The organism is Limisphaera sp. 4302-co, from assembly GCF_049537155.1.
Taxonomy (GTDB): Bacteria; Verrucomicrobiota; Verrucomicrobiia; order Limisphaerales; family Limisphaeraceae; genus Limisphaera.
In genome coordinates, this window is record NZ_JBMVQZ010000008.1 from 1 (window position 1) to 20339 (window position 20339).

11 protein-coding genes are annotated in these 20339 nt (G+C 63.5%); 10 read left to right on the top strand and 1 reads right to left on the bottom strand.

All coding sequences use genetic code 11. The features are described from left to right. Positions 1 to 114: 114 nt before the first annotated feature. From ACPDIX_RS09165 to ACPDIX_RS09195, 7 genes are all read left to right on the top strand, one after another. Entirely contained in the window at positions 115 to 3696 is a 3582-nt protein-coding gene (locus ACPDIX_RS09165; protein ID WP_423431487.1) for a PA domain-containing protein, read from the top strand. Positions 3697 to 5472: 1776 nt separating this feature from the next. Then, complete coding sequence (locus ACPDIX_RS09170; protein WP_423431488.1) at positions 5473 to 6780, top strand: hypothetical protein; 1308 nt, start codon at positions 5473 to 5475, stop codon at positions 6778 to 6780. A gap of 518 nt (positions 6781 to 7298) precedes the next feature. Further along, positions 7299 to 7721 (top strand): hypothetical protein, encoded by a 423-nt coding sequence (locus ACPDIX_RS09175; protein ID WP_423431489.1) that lies wholly within the window; start codon positions 7299 to 7301, stop codon positions 7719 to 7721. A gap of 420 nt (positions 7722 to 8141) precedes the next feature. Beyond that, positions 8142 to 9305, top strand: a complete 1164-nt coding sequence (locus ACPDIX_RS09180; protein ID WP_423431490.1) for a hypothetical protein — start codon at positions 8142 to 8144, stop codon at positions 9303 to 9305. Positions 9306 to 10464: 1159 nt separating this feature from the next. After that, entirely contained in the window at positions 10465 to 11592 is a 1128-nt protein-coding gene (locus ACPDIX_RS09185; RefSeq protein WP_423431491.1) for a hypothetical protein, read from the top strand. An 80-nt stretch (positions 11593 to 11672) separates the two neighbouring features. After that, entirely contained in the window at positions 11673 to 12230 is a 558-nt protein-coding gene (locus ACPDIX_RS09190) for a hypothetical protein (protein WP_423431492.1), read from the top strand. A gap of 27 nt (positions 12231 to 12257) precedes the next feature. Next, positions 12258 to 13829, top strand: a complete 1572-nt coding sequence (locus ACPDIX_RS09195) for an ArnT family glycosyltransferase (RefSeq protein ID WP_423431493.1) — start codon at positions 12258 to 12260, stop codon at positions 13827 to 13829. Positions 13830 to 14020: 191 nt separating this feature from the next. Here the strand turns inward: ACPDIX_RS09195 and ACPDIX_RS09200 are convergent, their stop codons facing one another. Then, on the bottom strand, positions 14021 to 14758 hold the full coding sequence (locus ACPDIX_RS09200; protein WP_423431494.1) for an SGNH/GDSL hydrolase family protein: 738 nt from the start codon (positions 14756 to 14758) through the stop codon (positions 14021 to 14023). 124 nt (positions 14759 to 14882) lie between these two features. On the opposite strand from ACPDIX_RS09200, the gene ACPDIX_RS09205 reads away from it, so the two are divergent. The 3 genes from ACPDIX_RS09205 to ACPDIX_RS09215 all read left to right on the top strand — a co-directional run bounded on the left by ACPDIX_RS09205 (position 14883) and on the right by ACPDIX_RS09215 (position 20328). After that, positions 14883 to 16547 carry a peptidylprolyl isomerase gene (locus ACPDIX_RS09205; RefSeq protein WP_423431495.1) on the top strand — a complete coding sequence of 555 codons (1665 nt, stop codon included), beginning with the start codon at positions 14883 to 14885 and terminating at the stop codon, positions 16545 to 16547. Between the two features lie 131 nt (positions 16548 to 16678). Further along, positions 16679 to 18220 carry a glutamine-hydrolyzing GMP synthase gene (gene guaA / locus ACPDIX_RS09210; RefSeq protein WP_423431628.1) on the top strand — a complete coding sequence of 514 codons (1542 nt, stop codon included), beginning with the start codon at positions 16679 to 16681 and terminating at the stop codon, positions 18218 to 18220. Between the two features lie 236 nt (positions 18221 to 18456). Continuing rightward, the gene (locus ACPDIX_RS09215) at positions 18457 to 20328 is read left to right on the top strand and encodes a DUF4914 family protein (protein WP_423431629.1); all 1872 of its coding nucleotides are present in this window, start codon (positions 18457 to 18459) and stop codon (positions 20326 to 20328) included. The last annotated feature ends 11 nt before the right edge of the window (positions 20329 to 20339 follow it).

The following is a 20339-nucleotide window of genomic DNA, read 5'->3' on the forward strand; positions in this document are numbered from 1 at the left end:
CTAGTTTGCCGGGGCTCAAAAAAAATCCTTGCCTTTACGGGAGGCCCCGCTATGCTCGCCATGAACCTGGGTCCGAAAACCAAAATCAACCCTGAACGAGATCAAACTCGTCCTATGCAAACCCGAATGCTTACCCTCGCCCTGGGTGCCGCGGTGGCGCTCAGTGCGTCCCCCCTCCGCCTGCGTGCAGGCACCATCACGTGGACGTTCGACGATTGGAACGATCCTTCACTGGCCAACCTCGTCGTGGCAGGTGACGACAACACCATCTTCTCGGAAAGCTGGAAGCAGTACGTCGATGGCAATCCACCGACCGGCGGCTTCCTTCAGCTGACCCCCGCCCAGGGCAGCCGAAACCTGGCCGTGGTCTTTCCGGATATTGACAACGGCGCGCCGGTCAAGGCCTTCAAGCTGACGATGGACATCCGGGCCGGCAACGGGACTGCTGAAAGACCCGCCGACGGCTTCAGCATCAGCTACGTTCGCGAAAACGATCCCGCCCTCAGCAACATCGTACAATACGTGAACCCCAACACCGGGCGCGGCATTTCGTTCGGGTATGCCGGGGGCGACGACCTCGCCACAGCCCAGGGCCCCCTTGGCAGCGGGAACGCCGAAAATGGCTCCAAGACCGGTGTGGCGATCATATTCGACGCCTGGCAGGGCAACCTGTTGCCGGACACACCCGGTAACGCCGACGTCGAAGGTGTGGCCGTGCGCGTGGATGATCGGACATTGATTCAGGTTCCCATGCCCGAACGCAATGGCAACGGCTGCGAGGCGACCAACTCCATGCAGACGGGCCCCTGGCTGAACGACGGCGGCACCTACTACAATCTGGAATGGTGCCGGTTGGAAGTTGAAAAGACCGCCGATAACAAGGTGTACGTCACTTGGAAGGGCCGGAAGATCCTCGATGGCTTTCAGCTCGAGAACTACGGCGTGCACAAGGGCCGGTTGATCCTCGCCGGACGAACCGGCGGCAACAACCAAAATGTCCATTTCGACAACATCACCCTGGAGACCACCCCGGCCATCGAACCCGTGATCAAGTCTTTGACCGTCAATAACGATCTGCGAGGGTGGACCCTGATCATCGAAGACACGCCGCCTGCCCAGGCCACCAACGTCACGCAGGTGATCTGGAACGGTACTGATGTCACCGCGAACGTTAGCGTCACCCGTGTGGGCAACGAGTTTCATGTCGTGTACACCCGACCCGACCGGTTGCCGGCCGGTTCGCAGAACACTGTGCAGGTTGCGTTCCAAAGCAATCTGGGTCAGTCCCTGCTCGGCACGGCCAGTGTGGCTACCCCCAGTTACTTCGTCATGCCGACGAATTATGCCCTGCCGCTCTCGGCTGTCTCCGGCCAGCCGCGCGGTATCGCCTTCGGCGCCATCTACCAAACCATGGCCCAAAACCGGAACAGCCGTGGCGACAATCAGCTGAATTGGACCGAAGAACAGATCCTCGGCCTGTGGGGTCCCAACTTGATCACCGGCACCCTGCCAACCTCCACGGACGTCTTGGACTACCAGAACAACGGTCCAATTGGAACACCCAACGGAAACTTCCAGCAAGGCGGCAGTTTTGCTGGTCTCTGGGAGGGCGCTGACTACGCGATTACCGACCTGGGCTTCGGGTCCAATCCCGACAAGGCGTCCACCGACGACGGTACCATCGAGTGGTTTGCCTACGTCTATTTCCCGAATGCGGGCGACTACACGATGATCGTCAACAGCGACGACGGATTTCGTCTGACCACCGCACGAAATGCCCGCGACCGCATGGGCGATGTCATTTCCTTCTACAACGGAGGCCGCGGCAACGCCACGGGCCTGAACGCAGGCACCGCCCAACGGATCATTGTCGACCAACCGGGCGTCTATCCGATTCGAGGCATCGTCTACAATCGTGCCGGTGGGTTCAACGTGGAATGGTACACCCGTGACGGGACCAATTTGTTCCTCGTGAACAGCAACGCCACGCCCCAGGCCCTTCAGGCATGGACCTCGGCCACGGGCGTGGGCTGTTATGTCCAGTCCGCCATACCGGTTCGGGACGCCGTGGACGTCAGCCCCGCGCGAACCATCCGGATCGAATTGGCGAACGGAGCCACCACTGTCAACCCCGGCTCCATTACGCTGAAAGTCAACGGTAATATTTTGACCCCCACCATCACCTCGGGCGCCACAACGGTCATTACTCACCCGCCCGTGGGTCCGGGTGGCTACTGGCCGAGTGGATCTTCCAACTTTGTCCAGCTGGCGTTCACCGACAGCGCCGGCACGCAGTACGCATACGCGTGGAACTTCCAAGTCGCGCCCTACAAGACCCTGTCTCAACGGCTTCCACCGGGTTCCGAGGACGCTTCCAAACCCGGCTTCCGCGTCCTGACGTGGAAGCCCATCTTCGGGTGGACGGCCGCGGGTGAATGGGACGGCGCGTATCCGCTGACCCGGATCTACGCGGCCGAACAGCTGCTGGCCGGTTACCTCCGGCCCAACGGCGCCACCAACCAGAACCAGATGATCAACGGGTATTTTGAATACACGGGACTCGTCAACTGGAACGGCGAGCTCGACGGCATGCCCTGGTCCGGTGGGCCCAATCAACAGGGCAACTTCCGGGACGTCAACGGTTATCCCGACTCGTTCCCGCCCGGACTGCCCGGCCTCAGCGACCAGAACATCCCCAACAGCGAGTTCCTCACCAAGGCCGGTTACTCGGTCGAGGTCCTGACGTGGGTGGTCTTCCCGCAGGCGGGCGCTTATCGGTTGGGTGTCAACAGCGATGACGGTTTCCTGGTTACCGAAGGGCACCAGCGTCCCACCAAGAACGGGGCGCTCATGGTCAGTGCTCCTGCATCGGTGGCCGGTGGTTACTACGCCATCCATGCACCGGCCGGTACCGCCCGGCCGCTGACCAACGCGCCCATCACCGGCAAACTGGTGCCGACGGATCCCATCCTCGCCAATGGACCGCTGAACAACGCCGCGGCTGTCTCCAACAACATCGCCATCTGCCGGCGGGGCGGCGTTTCGTTCAGCGCCAAGATCCGCAACTGCCTCCAGGCCGGCGCCCTTGCGGTCATCGTCGTCAACAACCGCGATGAGGTGGACACGGCCGCAGGCAATAACGGGCCCATTCCGACGGAAATGGGCGTGGGCGCCGAGGGTTACCAGGACATCCCGGCCGCGATGATCATGCTCGAGCACGGTAACAAACTCATCGCTGCAGCCGCGACGAACGACGTGATCGCCACCCTCAATCCGATCCCGATCTCGTGGGACGCCGAGGGTGCGCTCGGTTACTTCGACGGTGGTCGGGGCTCCTCAGACACCGTGTTCGACATTGTCGTGCCCCAGGCCGGCGTGTATCCGCTCCGCCTGATGTACTTCGAGGGTGGTGGCGGCGACAACTGCGAGTGGTTCAGCGTGTTGCCCGACGGCACCCGCGTGCTGATCAACGACCCGAACAACCCCAACTCCCTGAAGGCGTATCGGGCCGTGACCGTGCAACCGCCGCCCACGCTGTCCATCGCACGCGACGGCAATGACATCATCCTGACGTTCACCGGCACCTTGCAACAGGCCGACAACGTCACCGGCCCGTATACGGACGTGCCGAGCGCCACATCACCCCACCGGGTGACCATTTCTCCGGGCGCGAAGTTCTATCGAGCCCGGAACTGAGGCAAGAACCAAACAACAGCAAGTCGCAGCACAGCCGGGCGGTCCCCAAGGGACCGCCCGGTCTTTTTGGCGAATGGACACCGGCCTTCATAAAGGCCCCGCCCGTCCGTGCCCTTCTGCGCGACATTGCTGAACAACCACGAAGACACGGAGAGGACACGGCAGACGTTTTCAAAGGAACCACCGAGGCACGAAGAACGGAGAACTTTTTGTTCAACCACGGAGGCACGGAGGGCACAGAGGAGAAACGCGGACATTTCATCTTTTCCTTTGACATGGTCATGTTGCCTGCCGGAATCGGGCCGTGTTCGTAAAAGGTGGTTGTTGTCCTGTCGTGCGATTCGGCTGTTAGGGCCGGCCGGTAACCATTGGCAAGGTCAGTTGTGTGGGAACACTCCTGTTTTGATCTGTGAAAATCTCTGTGTTCTCTGTGGCTCCGTGGTTTGTTTTTGAAATCCTCCCAGTGTCTCCGTGGTGAACTCCGTGTCTTCCCGGCACCGATGAAGCAGGACCCGGCGGGCAACGGGTGACGCGGCTGGCGCTTCGCTCGCCAGCCCGGAGGTCGGACTCGCAGAGGTCGGTGGAGGCGGTCCCCTCCGGCTGCCGGCGCAAGCGGTGGTTCAGACGGGCGGCGGGTGGGAGACGGGGCGACCGATCGCAAAAGGACCCGTTCGGTTCGTGGTCTGCCATGGGAACCTCGCATGGCGTGGCAGTGTGTGCGGGAGTGGGTGCGGCACCCGGAAGCGCCATGCGAGGGACAGGTTGACCGGCCGTCGGTATCGGCTCAGCGGGCGGCCGATGGAACGGCGGCATGAGACGGATGACATGCTGGCGATCAACACGTGTCCTTGACGAAGCGATTAGGATGGCGTATATGACGTTTTGTGCAAACCGTGATGCCAGGGCGCTGCGGCATGGCTGGTGGCGTTGGGGGCTGGCCGGGGGGGTGCTGCTCTCTCTCTCTCTGAGGCGTGTCGGGCTTTTTGTTGTTCCCGGGTGTTTCGGCGGTGTTGGGTGGATGTCGTGTTGGATTTCCGGTCGTTCTGTTGCCGGTGGGGCGACCGGTGCGGGGCCGTTGGGGCGGCCCTTGCTTTGTGCGGCCGGCAGGTGTTCATGAAACCGAGTGGTGAACATGAAAGGGAAGAATGCCAGGATGAGTCTGCTGGGCTGAGCGGCTGCGACGGCCGTGGTGCTGCAGGCCCAGTGTCCGGTGCCGACGAATGACGGGATGTGCGGGTATGCGTCGCAGACCGGGGACCCCAGCAACGGGTGTTGTGAGGTGACCGGACCGGGGCAGATCCAGCGCAAGACCTGCAAGGGAACGGGAGGCGACCGGGAATGCATTAATAACGCGCAGCCTTTTTCATATGTATTGGCGAGCTATAATGTCGCGACCAACGGAGAGTCGGTCTATTGCAATCGGGACGAAAGGCCGTTGCCCTATAACCATTGCTTCGGTGAGCCGAACCCAAAGGTCATTGTGATATGGTGTAACCAAGCGATTCAGCTCAGCTCGGCGTGTCGGGGTTCCAGCTCGGGAGGCGGTGGCTCTGGCATGTAGCACCTTAACGCCATCTGATGCCTCAAGGTGGCGTCGGCGCTGCCGCAGATCGGAGAGTGCCGATTCGGGCGCCGGGTGCAGGCAGCTCTTGGAGTGGCAGCTCCGTCGACCCAGGTAGGCGGGATGTCCGGTGGATCATTGAAGAGCGCGTCATGAGAAAGGGACAGCGTTCAGCGAGCGCATGCTGGCCTTGGAGCGGCTCTGTGGTTGAGAATGTGTTGGAGGTGGCCCTGTTCGAGGTTATGCCAGTGATCAACGCGCTAGCCAAGCACGTGCTGCAGGCGGTGCCTAAAAGCTGGTGGTTCACCTGCGCAAAGGTCGACGTGTTTGCTCCGCGTTCTCGGCTCGCGTGGAGCGCGTGGTTGTCGCTACGGACGGTTCGACTACAACGGCAGATTCCTTTTGTGGTCGCCGTTGTTGTGTGGCTGGGTGGCAATTGGTGCGCAGCGGTGGGAGCGGGTTACGAGGTGGAAGGGGAGACACGTTATTTTCCCCTTGTGCAGGTGGACCGAGGAGCGGCGCCGATCGCCTACCGGTTCAGGCTGCAAGTAGACGGAGACCGCTGGCTTTTGGAGATGGAAAGAGCGTCGCGCTTGGCGGAGCCGGGTGGTTTCAGCCGGTGTATTGTGGCCGGGGATGGCACAGCCATCTATGTAACGCGTGTAACGGAACCGCAGGACATGGTCGCCGGACCGGGCGAGCAGACCAACAGCGCAGCGTTCCGCGCCGCTCAGGAGCAGCTGCGTCGTGGTCTGTTGCCACAGTGGGCTGAGGTCTTTCCAGGGCCTGTGCCGCCCTGGCTGCCATGGGACGCGAATCTCCTTTGGTTGGTGTACGTCGGCGGGCATCACCTCAGGATGGCAGAACCTCCCGCGCTGAGGATGCGTTTTTTCACGGTTAACCCGTATGAACCCAATGAACCAGTGGACGTGCGATGCGGATACCATCCTAAGGAAACAAACCTGTTGCTGTGGCTGGCTCGGGTGAATCCCGGGCATGCAAGTCGGGGGCCTGGAAAACCCAGGTTCGTGTTTGCCCCACCTTTTGACAAGGGTTTTACGAACATGTTGTATGAACTCCTAGAGACCAGGGAGGTGAAGGGGTCAATTGTGCCCACCAAGTTTCGATTTACGTGGTTTCAAGCACAAATTGATCCGGCCACTGGTGGCATTCTGGCGTCCGAGAGGATGGCTGGTGAGGTTCATCGAGCCACGGCATTGCGGGGCAGGCTTGCCGGCCGTCCCCCGCTTGGCCAGTTGTATCAGGTGACCGATCATCGTGCTGCTTCGATGAATGACGGGAAGCCGCTGGTGTATCGGACGCACCGGGAGTGGTGGCAGACGAACGAGGCACGGTTTGTGAAGGCGTTGCAGGGGATTTTCGAGGAGGAGAAGCCGGCGCAGTTGTCGCGTTGGACGGTGTGGGCTGCGTTTGGGTTGTTGGTGGTGCTGTACTGGGTGGGGTACTGGGTGTGGCGGCTGAGGCGGCAGAGCCAAGCCGGGTCGGTGCCTGGCGGTGGGTGAGGTTGGGGTGGGCCGAGGTGGGTGGGAGAGGGTGGACTTTCGTTTGGGGGAACTTTGTCTTTTGGGGATGAGTGGCGGGGCGGTGGGTGGTAGGGATTGGGGGCTGAGGAGGGTGCTTGCCGGTGTTGGGATGACGGAGCGGGGCATGGGGCGGGTGGCGGCGGGTTTGGGGAGTCGGTGGGTTTTGCAGGGTTGAGAGTGGATCTGTTGCGGCTGCCAGAAACTGGTCTTGATGTGATCATGAGAATGGTGTATGCATGACTATGTGAAAGCTCTGGTGCCAGGGCGCTGCGGCATGGCTAGTGGCGTGGGGGCGCTGGCCGGGAGTGCTGCTGTCTCTCTCTCTCTCTTTGAGGCGTGTCGGGCTTTTTGTTGTTCCGGGGTGTTTCGGCGGCTTGTGGGAGGCGTCGTGTTGGATTTCCGGTCGTTCTGTTGCCGGTGGGGCGACCGGTGCGGGCCCGTTGGGGCGGTCCTTGCTTTGTGCGGCCGGCAGGTGTTCATGAAACCGAGTAGCGAACATGAAAGCGAAGAATGCCAGGATGAGTCTGATGGGCTGGGCGGCGGCCACGGCCGTGGTGCTGCAGGCCCAGTGTCCGGTGCCGACGAATGACGGGATGTGCGGGTATGCGTCGCAGGTTGCAGATCCGAGCAACGGATGTTGTGACATTACGGGCCCCGGACAGATCCAAAGGGTCACCTGCAAGGGTAGTGGAGGCACGACCGACTGCGTGAACACGCCGCGACGATACCTTTATTCGTTTACCAAGTACTTTGTGCGGACCAACCAAGCCGGTGACTGGTACTGCGGGTTGGATGACGATGGGAAATTGCCGTCGTGGGGCTGCGGGCCGAGCGGCGCCAATCCTGAAACCGTTGAGATTTGGTGCAACAGTGCACGCAGCCTGAGTAGTTCCAATTGTAGAGATGGGAGCTCGGGGTAAGACGGCGGGCCACCCGGGTGCGAGTCACGCGACATTAGAGCCCGCCTTGGGGGCCAATGATGGGCGAGTGGGCCTGACTCACGACGGGGGCAAAGGTGGCTGGATAAACGTGACCGAGGCCCGGGTGCCTTATCGGACTTGTAGCGTGTGTCCGCATGTGCAGGGGAGGTCGCGAGTTGTCTTGATGGAGGCAAGGCGATTGACAGTGAACCTGTGTTATGAATAGCCCGACCTGTGCGACAAGTAGCCTGGGTCGGCTTCTGAAGCGCCACGCGGCTTTGAAGTGTCCAATAGGTTATGGTAGAGGGAGTTGCGAGCCAGCGCGGGAGAGCGCGTCGTGGGTGGGTTGGGGCTGAGGAACGCTGCCTCGCTTGGGTGAGTGGGCCGTCGCGTTCACGGTGCTCCTGTTGGAGAGTGAGTATGAAGAAGTCGGACCACACCAGCCCTCAAGCATCGGGACTCGTGGGCATTGTGCTTTCCGTTTGTCTGGTCTGCGGTGCACCTGCGGATGGAGCCGCTGGGCGAAGGGCGTTCGAAGCCGTCGGCCATGTGGTGGAGAAAGCCGGCACTGCGGAACCCGAGTTCCAGGGGAGGGTGGTGGCAAGGTACGATTTCAGCGTTCGGGTGGATGGCGAGCGATGGCTGATGACCGTGCGCTCGGACAGCCCGGGGCTGAAGGGGGTGCGTACCTACGGCTGCGACGGAGTTGACTGTTACCTGACCCACGTCATCAGCCCGGAGGAGATGTCGTTTTCTCCGGACGTCGCCACGAATCCGGCGGCGATGGAGCTGGAGCGCGAAAGAATGCGGCGAGGCCTTTTACCGCAGGGGGCCGAGGTGACTCCGGGCGTGATTCCGCGGCGGGACTCCTGGCTGGTTCGGCACTTGTGGATGGCCTTCTGCGCCGGTGAAGTGTTGCGGTCCATGACTCCCGAGGAGGCTCTTGAGCGGTTTTACGCGGACCGGCCTGTGCTGAAGATTGAGAATCGTATTGGATGGCGATTCCACGAGAAAGACCCCTTGCTGATTGCGGAGTACTGGACATTGAGTTTGGGCATTTACGATGCGAAGCAGAAGCGGCTCACGGCATACGCGCCTCCGTTCCATGACAAGGTGCTGACGAGTTTCCTGTATCGGGTGGTGGAGACCGCGCAGGTGGGTGGTTCGCTGGTGCCGCGTCGCTTTGAGATGGCTGGGTACCTACCTTGGTACGCTCCCGGGACGACAAACGCGACTTCCGGGCGGGTCTATGAGGGCATCGTTGATGAAATCCGACCTCTACGGGGCGGTGTGTCTGGCCGGCCGCCGTTGGACCGGCTTTTCGAGGTGACCGATCATCGTGCTGCTTCGATGAATGACGGGAAGCCGCTGGTGTATCGGACGCACCGGGAGTGGTGGCAGACGAACGAGGCACGGTTTGTGAAGGCGTTGCAGGGGATTTTCGAGGAGGAGAAGCCGGCGCAGTTGTCGCGTTGGACGGTGTGGGCTGCGTTTGGGTTGTTGGTGGTGCTGTACTGGGTGGGGTACTGGGTGTGGCGGCTGAGGCGGCAGAGCCAAGCCGGGTCGGTGCCGGGCGGTGGGTGAGGTTGGGGTGGGCCGAGGTGGGTGGGAGAGGGTGGGCTTTCGTTTGGGGGAACGCTGTTTTTTGGGGATGAGTGGCGGGGCGGTGGGTGGTAGGGATTGGGGCTGAGGAGGGTGCCTGCCGGTGTTGGGGTGACGGAGCGGGGCATGGGGCGGGTGGCGGCGGGTTTGGGGAGGCGGTGGGTTTTGGAGGGTTGAGAGTGGGTCTGTTGCGGCTGCCAGAAACTGGTATTGACGTGATCATCAGAATGGTGTATGCATGGCGGTGTGAAAGCTCTGGTGCCAGGGCGCTGCGGCATGGCTGGTGGCGTGGGGGCTGGCCGGGGGGGTGCTGCTCTCTCTCTCTCTCTCTCTCTCTCTCTGAGGCGTGTGGGGCTTTTTGTTGTTCCGGGGTGTTTCGGCGGTGTTGGGTGGATGTCCTGTTGGATTTCCGGTCGTTCTGGTGCCGGTGGGGCGACCGGTGCGGAGCCGTTGGGGCGGTCCTTGCTTTGTGCGGCCGGCAGGTGTTCATGAAACCGAGTGATGAGCATGAAAGCGAAGAATGCCAGGATGAGTCTGATGGGCTGGGCGGCGGCCACGGCCGTGGTGCTGCAGGCCCAGTGTCCGGTGCCGACGAATGACGGGATGTGCGGGTATGCGTCGCAGGTTGGGGATCCCAGTAACGGCTGTTGTGAGATCACCGGCCCGGGACAGATCCAGCGCAAGACCTGCAAGGGAACCAGTGGCACAAGGGATTGCGACAATAATGCAATAGATGTGGCGTATGTGTTAGCGTCCTATCCCATTGTGACAAACGGGACTGAGGTGTACTGTAATCGCAGCTATGACCCTCCGTATTACAACTATTGTTACGGAGCCGGTGAGAACCCCAGGATCGTGTTGATCAAATGCAATCAAGCAGTCGAACGCAGCAGTACCAATTGTCGCAACGGGAGTTCAGATGGAGGCAACTCAGGCTGATGCACGGTACAAACGGAATGGAGTCGATTGGTGAACGCCAAGCGGGCAAGTTGAGGTCTGGGCGCGGCTGGAGGTCGTTTGACTGTCAGGCAGGTGGGAGTCGCTCACCAGGGCTGCGCACGACCTTTCTGCGTATTGTGGACATGTTATGCGCGGCGCGGTTCACAGAGAACGGGGGGATGGCAGCTGTGGGAAATTGGTGATGGTGCTGATGGTGCTTTGCCTGTTGGCTACGTCGGCAGCCGCAGGTGTGAACACGCGGCAATCGTACCAAGTGGAGGGCCACTATCGGTATGTGCCGGTGCGCCCGCTCCCGCCGGGTGTGCCCGAGAGGGTCTATTCGTTCGTCCTGGAGCGTGATGGACCGCGCTGGCTGATCGTCGTGGATCGTGGTTACGAAACGACGTCGCCCGGCGGCTTCAGTCGCTACACGGCCGGCTGCGACGGGCAGGACATCTATATCGCGCTGTTTTCGAGGCCCGAGGACCTGAGTCCTTCTCCTGACATTGCCACGAATTCGGAGACCTGGCGGGCTGAACTGGAGCAGGCCCGGCGGGGCCTCACGCCGCAGTGGGGCGAGGTGTGGGCTGGGCCGGTTCCCAGGTGGATGTTCTGGGATGTGCATCTGCTTTGGCTCGCGTTTTGCGGAGGGGACTTTTTCAGAAGCAATCAGCCGAGCCCCATTGACGCCCGTTTTTTTATCCGGAATCCGTATGAACCGGACGAGGCTGTGCAGATCTATTGGGCGCACAATCCACGGCAGACGGACCTTTTGATGAGTCTGGTGTGGATGCATCCCGGCCATGCAAGCAGGGGCCCGAACCTGCCAAGGTTCGTGTTTCCGCCACCTTTCGACAAGGGCTTCACGAACATGGTCTACGAAGTCGTGGACTTGTGGAGGTTCGACGGCCGGATGATCCCTCGCAAATTCCGCTACACATGGTTTAGCCCGGCAATGGATCCACGAACAGGCAGGATCCAGGTCGGCAGCATTCTTGAGGGCGAGGTCGAACAGGTGACGGAATTGAAACGGCGAATCACGGGTCGTCCCGCTCTTGGTGCATTGTATCAGGTGACCGATCATCGTGCTGCTTCGATGAATGACGGGAAGCCGCTGGTGTATCGGACGCACCGGGAGTGGTGGCAGACGAACGAGGCACGGTTTGTGAAGGCGTTGCAGGGGATTTTCGAGGAGGAGAAGCCGGCGCAGTTGTCGCGTTGGACGGTGTGGGCTGCGTTTGGGTTGTTGGTGGTACTGTACGGGGTGGGGTACTGGGTGTGGCGGCTGAGGCGGCAGAGCCGGGCCGGGTCGGTGCCGGGCGGTGGGTGAGGGGGCTGCCGGCCCCACCGCCGGGAATGCTGCGACCGTCCCCGGCTGCAGGCGGATTTGTGCAGAGCCGTCAGGCGGCTATGAACGGTTCAACGAGAAGAGACGGTAACGTGGTCGCAGGTGCGCCGGAGGCGTCGGCGGGGACGGGGCGCCTGGAGGAGTGGGCGGGCTGGTTTGTGCGCGTGTTGGCGGGTCTGCTGTGGCTGACGGCGACGCTGAAGATGATATCGGTCCTGCAGGGGGACCCGGTTCTGCGATGGCGCGATCCTGTGTTTCAGGTGCCGAATCGGAACCTGTTGGTGCTGGGGGCGTGCGCGGAATGGGCGGTGGCGGCTTATGCGGTTTGGGGCGGGCGCTTGTGGCGGAAGGTGGCGTTGATCCACGGACTGGCGGCGTGCTGGTTGATGTACCGCGGGCTGCTGAAACTCAGCGGGTTCAAAGGGTACGACTGTCCCTGCCTGGGGCCGGTGGTGCGGGATCTGCCGTTCGAGGAGGGTGCGTGGTCGGTGTTGCTGGGGTGGATGGCGTGGGGGACCTTTCTGGGTGCGAGCCTGCTGCTGGGAGCGCACGCGTGGCGGCAGGCGCGGTCGAACTTGGAACCGGGCGGGGATGGGGCCGGTTCGGCGGGCGGCGGCTGAGGTCCGGGAGGGGTGCCGGAGGGCGTCATGACGGTTGGCAGGGAGAGTGGGTGCGGGCCCGGCGGTGGGAAGGTGGCGATCCGCCGGCTTGCGTGGCCGATGCTGGTGGCGGTGGTGTGGTGCGTGGTTGCGGTGACGGTCTTTCCGTTGCGCACGGCGTTTCGGATCGGGGCGGACGAGGCGTTCGAATTCACGAAGGGGCGGTTGTACAGCGACGGGCATCGGTTGTACAGCGAGGTTTGGAACGATCAACCGCCGCTGCACACGATGTTGCTGGGCACGTTGTTCCGGTGGACCGGGCCGACGGCTCTGGCGGGGCGGCTTTTGACGGTGCTGTTTACGGCGGGCCTGTTGGTGTCGTTTTTTGCACTGGTGGAGCGCAGGGAAGGGCCGGGCACGGCGGCGGTCGCGACGCTTTTTCTCTTTCTGTTGCCGCCGTTTTTGGAGCTGGGGTTGTCGTGCATGCTGGAGATGCCGGCCTTTGCGTTGGGGATGATGGCGACGTTTTTCTGGGTGCGGGGGTGGGAGCGGGGTACATGGGCAGATTTCGCGGGGGCCGGCGTATTGGCGGGAGCGGCGTGGATGACGAAGCTGACGGCAGGGTTGTTGTTGCCTGCGATGGCGTTGGAGGGGCTGCGGCTGGCACGGGGCCGGTGGCGGGAGGCGCGCGGGAGGGTTGTGTGGTGGATGGTCTGCTGGTTGGCGGGTCTGGCGGCGGTGGTGGGGCTGGTCTGGGCATTGCACCCGGCCATGACGGTGACGCAGTTGCTGGGGGTGCACTTCGCCGGGAGGACCCGTGAGATGGCCGGGATGGGCGGGGGCACGAGGTTCTCCTGGATGACGTTCTGGTTTCTGGGATATGCGGGGGTGCCGGCCTTGCTGGGTGTGGGGCTGCGATGGGCGCGGGGTTGCTCCGGCACGGTCCTGCTGCCTTTCACCTGGTTGGCCACGGTGACCGTGGCGCATCTTGTGAATCGGCCGTACTGGGCGTTCTATCAGTTGCACTTTGTGTTTCCGTTGGCCTGGCTGGCCGCGGTGGGGCTGAAGGAGGTCGCCGGCCTGGCATGGTCTGCGCTGGCGGGCGGGAGGTCCGGTGTGGCGGTGGTTCGGTCGCTGGGTTGGACGGCCTTGTTGGCGGGTTTGCTGGCGCTGGCGGGGGTGCATGGCGGGTGGGCGCTTGTCCGCCAGGTGCACGAGCTGCGATCCGTGCCGAGCGTGGAGGAGATGCACATGGTGGGGACGCTGAGGTCGTACGGGGACCGGATTCGATGGGCATACTCGGACGATGCGATGTACGTGTTTCAGGCGGGGTACAAGGTCCCGCCGGAGCTCGGGGTGTTGTCGTTCAAGCGGCGGCACGGGGCGGGGTTTACGGGCTCCGACGTGCTGGCGGTGTTGCGGAGGTATGAACCGGAGGCGCTGATTTTGCCGCCGTATGAGGACTACAGCCCTGCGTGGCGCGAGTTTTTGGGCCGGTATCGTGTGGTGGACGCGGATGAACGGATGGCATTGTTCGTTGTGCGTGGGTTGGCGGGAGGAGAGTCAGGGCGTGCGGATCGGGGAGGGGTGTCCGGATCGGCTGCGGGCGGCCGGGATTGAGTGTTCGCGCGGGCGCGGGAGCTTTTCGATCAGAAGGCGAGTGGTGGTCCGGGGTGAGGATCCCCGCAGGGACGGTTCAAGTGCGCACTTCCAAGCGGTGCATCCGTGGCTTGCGCGGAGGGTTGGGATGGTCGCGGGGGCGGTGGCATGGTTACCTGCAGGATTTGCCGCCCCGGGGGGTGCCTGGCCGGTCAGTCGGGGTTGTGGGGTTCGGGGGTTCGGTGCCTGTTCAGGGCCTGGCGAATGCGGTCGGCCCACAGTGCGTAGCCCTGACGGTTGAGGTGGAGTCGGTCCGAAACGAACAGTTCGGGTCGGGGCCGGCCCTGGGGGTCGAGCATGGGGGTGGCGACGTCAATGTAGGTGAGTTGTGGGTCGGTGGTGGCGAGGTTTTGAACCATTTGGTTGGCGCGTTGGGCCAGGGGCCAGAGGTGTTGGCGGGCGGGGCTGGGTTTGATGGATACGAAGTAGATGTGGGCCTGGGGCAGTCGGCGGTGGGTTTCGCGGACGAACGTTTTGAATTCGAGGAAGAACTGTTCGGGCGATTTGCCGGTGGCGATGTCATTGTCGCCCTCGTAAACGAGGATCTCCCGGGGTGCGTAGCGCCAGACGAGTCGGTCGGCCAGAGCGAGCAATTCGTGCATCTGGGATCCGCCGAAGCCGCGATTGATGACGTGGCGGTCGGGAAAGGCGTGGGGCAGATCGTGCCAGAGTCGGAAGCTGGAGCTGCCGACGAAGAGGGTGGCGCCGGGGGCCGGTGGGTGAGCGGTGTCCCGGGCGTCGAAGGCGGCGAGTTCGGCGGCCCATTTGGTTGAGGCGGCCCGGCGTTGTTCGGGGCTGACCAGGGGCGTGCGGCAGGCGGTGAAGGCGGTGAGGGCGGTGACCGCCAGCCAGGCTGTCGGCGGGATTCGTTTCGGGATCGGGACCGGCATGGGGTCATGTGAGCGATCGGGGGGCTGCGGGTCAAATGGAAACCGGCGGTGGGCGGGGATTTCGGTTGACCGTGGGGAAGCCGGGCGATAGCGTGCGGGCTCTAATTGCAGGACGTGCGGGGTTATGTTTGGGACGATTCGCAAGCATCAGACGTGGCTCTGGGTCATCATCATTGCGGTGACCGTGGTGGCCTTTGTGATTTATTTCAATCCCTCGATGCAGTTCGGCGGCCCGGCGCCGGTGACGGAGTTCGGGCGGATCCGGGGGGAACGGATCACGCGGGACAAGTTGGTGGCGGCGCAGAAGGAGGCGATGCTGCATTATCTGGTGCGGACGGGGGAATGGCCGGACTCGGCCGGGCGGGAGAGCGGATTTGACGTGGAGCGGGAGGCTTATGCGCGCTTGTTTTTGCTGCAGTTGGTGCGGGATCGGGGGCTGGAGGTGAGTCCGGCGGTGAGTGCGCGGCTGGCGCAGGAGATTCTGCGGGCGTTTGCGGGGGAGAATCAGCCGGTTTCCCTGGAGGCGTTTGTGCGGCAGGTGTTGGCGCCACGGCAGTTCACGTTGGAGGATTTCGAGCGGTTCGTGCGGCACGAGGCGGCGTTGCAGGCGCTGGTGATGTTGATCGCCCTGCCGGGTCAGATGGTGACGCCGGCGGAGGCACGGGGGCTGTACGAGCGGGAGCACCAGGAGATTTCGGTGCAGGCGGTGAACTTTCTGGCGTTGAATTATCTGCCGCAGGTGACGGTGAGCACGCAGGCGGTGGCGCAGTTCTATACCAATCAGATGGCACGTTACCGCATTCCGGAGCGGGTGCAGGTGAGCTACGTGGCGTTTCCCGTCTCGAACTATCTGGCGGCGGCGGAGAGTGAATTGGCGCAGACGAATCTGGACGAGATTGTGCAGGTGAACCTGGATCGGTTGGGGACGAACTATGTGCAGTTCGGGTCCACGGTGGATGAGGCGCGGCAGAAGATCCGGCAGGAATTGATTCGGCGTCAGGCGCTGTTGCTGGCACGCCGTGCGGCCAACGAATTTGCGACGGTTTTGTTCGACCGCGAGCCGGTGCGGCCTGAGAACCTTCGGGTCGTGGCGGCCGAGCGGGGTTTGGAGGTGGGGACGCTCGAGCCGTTCACGCTGGAGGAGGGGCCGCAAGGTTTCGACGGAGGGCCGGAGTTCGCGCAGGTGGCGTTTCGGTTGTCGGAGGACAATCCGTTCAGCGCGCCGGTGGTGGGGCCGGAGGCGGTTTATGTACTGGGGTTCGTGAAGCGGCTGCCGAGCGAGGTGCCGCCGCTGGAGAGGATTTTTGCGCGGGTGCTGACCGATTACCGGTATGAACAGGCCATCCAACGGGCGCGACAGGCGGCGGAGGAGTTTCGGGCGGCCCTGACCAACGCGCTGGCCCAGGGGCGGAGCTTTGCAGAGGTGTGCACGGCGTCGAACCTGCATCCGGTTCTGTTGCCGCCGTTTTCGTGGAGCACGCGCTCGCTTCCGCAGGTGGAGCAGGACCTGCCGTTGGCGCAGTTCAAGCAGGTGGCGTTTGCCACGCCGGTGGGTGAGGTGAGTCCGGTGGTGCCGACGCGGGACGGGGCGATGTTGATCTACGTGCAGGATCGGATGCCGCTGGATCAGGCGCGGATGGAGAAGGAGCTCCCGCAGTTCACCGCCTATCTCCGGCGGCTGCGGATGAACGACCTGTTCAACGAGTGGTTCCGCCGGGAGGCGGAGGTGGCGTTGCGGGAGACGCCTCTGGCACGGAGGGCCGTGCCGCAGATGGAAGCCGCGGAATGAGAGGGAAGTCGCGGGATAGCTTCGGGCGGTCGCAGGGGCGGGTGGCGGATTCCGGGAAGGGCTCGGGGATGCGCCGGCGGGTGCGTCAACCGGCTGGGGAATCTGCCGCGGCCGGCGAGCCGGCCGAGCCGATGCGGGATCAGGTCCTGATTTTGGATTTCGGGTCGCAGTACACGCAGGTCATCGCCCGCCGGGTTCGGGAGTGCGAGGTTTACTCCCAGATCGTGAGGTTCGACACTCCCGCTGCGCGGCTGGCGGAGATGCGGCCGAAGGGTTTGATCCTTTCGGGCGGTCCGGCCAGCGTGTACGACGCCGGCGCACCCATGCCGGACCCTGGGATTTTCGACCTGGGTGTCCCGATTCTGGGGATCTGCTACGGCCTGCAGGTGATGGCACAGACCCTGGGCGGGCGGGTGGAACCGGGCCAGAGGCGCGAGTATGGCAAGGGCACGCTGGAGATCCGGCGCCGAGATTGCCCGCTGTTTCGTGGATTGCCCGGGCGGCTGCAGGTTTGGAACTCGCACGGCGACCGTTTGACGCGGTTGCCGCGGGGTTTCGTGGTGGTGGCAACGACGGACAACTCGCCCTACGCGGCCATCGAGCATCCGCGCAGGAGGTTTTACGGACTGCAATTTCACCCGGAGGTGGTTCACACCCCGCGGGGGCGGGAGATTCTGGCCAACTTCGTTCACCGGATTTGCGGGTGCGGCCGTGCCTGGACGATGCAGAATTATCTGGAGCAGGCGGTGCAGGAAATCCGGGCGCGGGTGGGATCCGAACGGGTGTTGTTGGGTTTGAGCGGCGGTGTGGATTCGAGCGTGGCGGCCGCGTTGTTGCACCGGGCCGTGGGGGATCAGTTGACGTGCATCTTCGTGAACAACGGCCTGCTGCGGGCGCGGGAGGCGGAGCGTGTGCAGGAGGTCTTTGGCCGGCATTTCCGGATGCGGCTGCAGTACGAGGATGCGGGCGAGCTCTTTTTGCGGCGGCTGCGGGGCGTGACGGACCCGGAGCAGAAGCGGAAGATCATCGGACGCACGTTCATCGAGGTGTTCGAGGCTGCGACACGGAAGGCCGGTCCGGCGCGGTTCCTGGCCCAGGGGACGTTGTATCCGGATGTGATCGAGTCCGTGCCGATCGGAGGCAACCCGGCGGCGCTGATCAAGAGCCATCACAACGTGGGCGGGCTGCCGAAGCGGATGCGGTTCGAACTGATCGAACCGTTGCGCTGCCTGTTCAAGGACGAGGTTCGCCGTCTGGGTGAGGCGCTGGGTTTGCCGCGGGAGATTCTCTGGCGGCATCCGTTTCCGGGGCCGGGTCTGGCGGTGCGGTGTTTGGGTGAAGTGACGGCGGAAAAGCTGGAGGTGCTGCGGCAGGCCGACACCATCGTGCTGGAGGAGATGAAGCGGAGCGGCTGGTATGAGAAGGTGTGGCAGGCGTTTGCCGTGCTGCTGCCGGTGCGCAGCGTGGGGGTGCAGGGGGACGAACGGACCTATGAATGGACCGCGGCGGTGCGGGTGGTGGAATCGCAGGACGGGATGACCGCCGACTGGGTGAAGCTCCCCTACGAGCTGTTGGAACGGATCTCCACCCGGATCACCAATGAGGTGAAGGGAATCAACCGGGTGGTGTTCGACATCACGAGCAAACCGCCGGGGACGATCGAATGGGAGTGACGGCCGGGGCGGGCGGGCTGCCTTGACAGGGCCGGTCGGGGTGTTCTACGGTTCGGGCCGGTCCCGGCCCGACACGCTTGTCGGCGGAGGGTGTGGTGGTGATCCCAGGAACCCTGGGTGGGCGACCGGCTCCCGGTGCCGATCCGAGGCCGAGGTGTGTCCGCAGGGAACACGAGCGTGGACCATCCGGAGGGTGGTCCGAGGCGAATCGAAGGTTTGGAAGGGAAGTGCGATTGATGCGAGAGTTCGAGATCTACCATCCACCGGCTGAGGCGGTGGAGATTTTGGAGGCGTGTCCCCGGCTGATCATCGCCGGGAGTACGGAGGAATTGATCGAGCTGGCCTGTGGCGGGCCGGGCTCGGATTACTTCGAGGTGGCGTATGAGGTTCCCGGGCGGGGCCGTGTGGTGGAGGCCACGGTGGCCCGGGTGCGCAACGGGATCGTGGCCAACTATCCGGAGCCGTACATGCGGCGGAGGGATCCCGATTGCATGGTCATCGGGGACGACACACCGACGGACAAGCCGACCTTCCAGCAGCGGTTTGGCCGGCCGTTCGAACCGGTGCGCCAGGAGACGTTCGAATGGCTGAAGCGGCAGGAGCTGGCTATGTTCGGTTTTCACGCGGGCGGACTCGAGACAGGATTGGACGCGCTGGTCATTGCGCCGGCGAACGCGGGGTTCTTCGCCCTGGGTCTGGCCTTGCTGCAGGGCATTCTCAGGAAGGACGAGGTCCCCGGCACGTTCCGTCCCCGGGCGGTGATCTACGTGGCGCCTCCCTTCCGGCACACTCATTTCAACGGGCGTCAGGTGGTGGTGCACAACCGGCGGGACGGGTTGCACGAACTGTTTTCGTACAACCTTTATCCCGGTCCCAGTGCGAAGAAGGGCATCTACGGCGTGCTGCTCGGCCTGGGCGAAAGGGAGGGCTGGGTCACCAACCATTGCTCGACGGTGCAGGTGATCACGCCGTATGACAACGTGGTGACCATCATGCACGAGGGCGCCAGCGGCGGCGGCAAGAGCGAGATGTTGGAGCACATGCACCGGGAGCCGGACGGCCGCTTGTTGCTGGGCGAGAACATCGTGACGGGCGAACGGCGGTACCTGCAGATTCCGCGGGCTTGCGAGCTGCGGGCGGTCACGGATGACATGGCGCTCTGTCATCCCTCGGTGCAGTCGGGCGAGGGCAAGCTCACGCTGATGGATGCGGAGAGCGCCTGGTTCGTGCGGGTCAACCACATCGAGCATTACGGCACCGACGTGCATCTGGAGAAACTGTGTGCCGAACCACCGGTGCCGCTGTTGTTTCTGAACATTGACGCGGTGCCGCGCAGCCGGGCGTTGATCTGGGAACACATCGAGGATGCTCCCGGGGTGCGGTGTCCGAACCCGCGTGTGATCCTGCCGCGCAAGATCTATCCGGGCGTGGTGGAGGGGCCGGTGACGGTGGACATCCGCAGTTTTGGCGTGCGAACGCCGCCGTGCACGCGCGAGAAGCCGACCTATGGCATCATCGGTCTGTTTCACATCCTGCCGCCCGCGCTGGCGTGGCTCTGGCGGTTGGTTTCGCCGCGGGGGCATGCCAACCCGAGCATCGTGGATACCGAGGGGATGTCCAGTGAGGGCGTGGGTTCCTACTGGCCGTTTGCCACCGGGCGGAAGGTGGACCAGGCGAACCTGTTGCTGCGGCAGTTCCTGGACAGTCCGAAGACGCGGCACATTCTGGTTCCCAACCAGCACATTGGCGCGTGGAAGGTCGGTTTCATGCCGCAGTGGATCGCGCGGGAATATCTGGCGCGGCGCGGCCCGGCCAGATTCCGTCCCGATCAGTTGCGGCAGGCCCGCTGTCCCTTGCTGGGTTACGTTCTGCATCAGCTTCAAGTGGAGGGCGTGTTGATTGCCCGGTGGTTCCTGCAGGTGGAGACCCAGCCCGAGGTGGGGGAGCAGGCCTACGACCGGGGTGCGGCGATCCTGCGCCGGTTTTTCGAGAAGTGCCTGAGGGAGTTTCAGGTGCCCGACCTGGACCCGCTGGGGCGGGAGATCATCACGTGTTGTCTGGACGGTGGGACGGTCGGTGATTTTGAGAAGCTGATGCCGGCGGCTTGAGCGGACCCGGC

Coding starts and splice junctions, on each gene's coding strand:
- ACPDIX_RS09165 (WP_423431487.1), top strand. CDS start 115: ATGCAAACCCGAATGCTTACCCTCGCCCTGGGTGCCGCGGTGGCGCTC.
- ACPDIX_RS09175 (WP_423431489.1), top strand. CDS start 7,299: ATGAAAGCGAAGAATGCCAGGATGAGTCTGATGGGCTGGGCGGCGGCC.
- ACPDIX_RS09180 (WP_423431490.1), top strand. CDS start 8,142: ATGAAGAAGTCGGACCACACCAGCCCTCAAGCATCGGGACTCGTGGGC.
- ACPDIX_RS09185 (WP_423431491.1), top strand. CDS start 10,465: ATGGTGCTGATGGTGCTTTGCCTGTTGGCTACGTCGGCAGCCGCAGGT.
- ACPDIX_RS09190 (WP_423431492.1), top strand. CDS start 11,673: ATGAACGGTTCAACGAGAAGAGACGGTAACGTGGTCGCAGGTGCGCCG.
- ACPDIX_RS09195 (WP_423431493.1), top strand. CDS start 12,258: ATGACGGTTGGCAGGGAGAGTGGGTGCGGGCCCGGCGGTGGGAAGGTG.
- ACPDIX_RS09200 (WP_423431494.1), bottom strand. CDS start 14,758: ATGCCGGTCCCGATCCCGAAACGAATCCCGCCGACAGCCTGGCTGGCG.
- ACPDIX_RS09205 (WP_423431495.1), top strand. CDS start 14,883: ATGTTTGGGACGATTCGCAAGCATCAGACGTGGCTCTGGGTCATCATC.
- guaA (WP_423431628.1), top strand. CDS start 16,679: ATGCGGGATCAGGTCCTGATTTTGGATTTCGGGTCGCAGTACACGCAG.
- ACPDIX_RS09215 (WP_423431629.1), top strand. CDS start 18,457: ATGCGAGAGTTCGAGATCTACCATCCACCGGCTGAGGCGGTGGAGATT.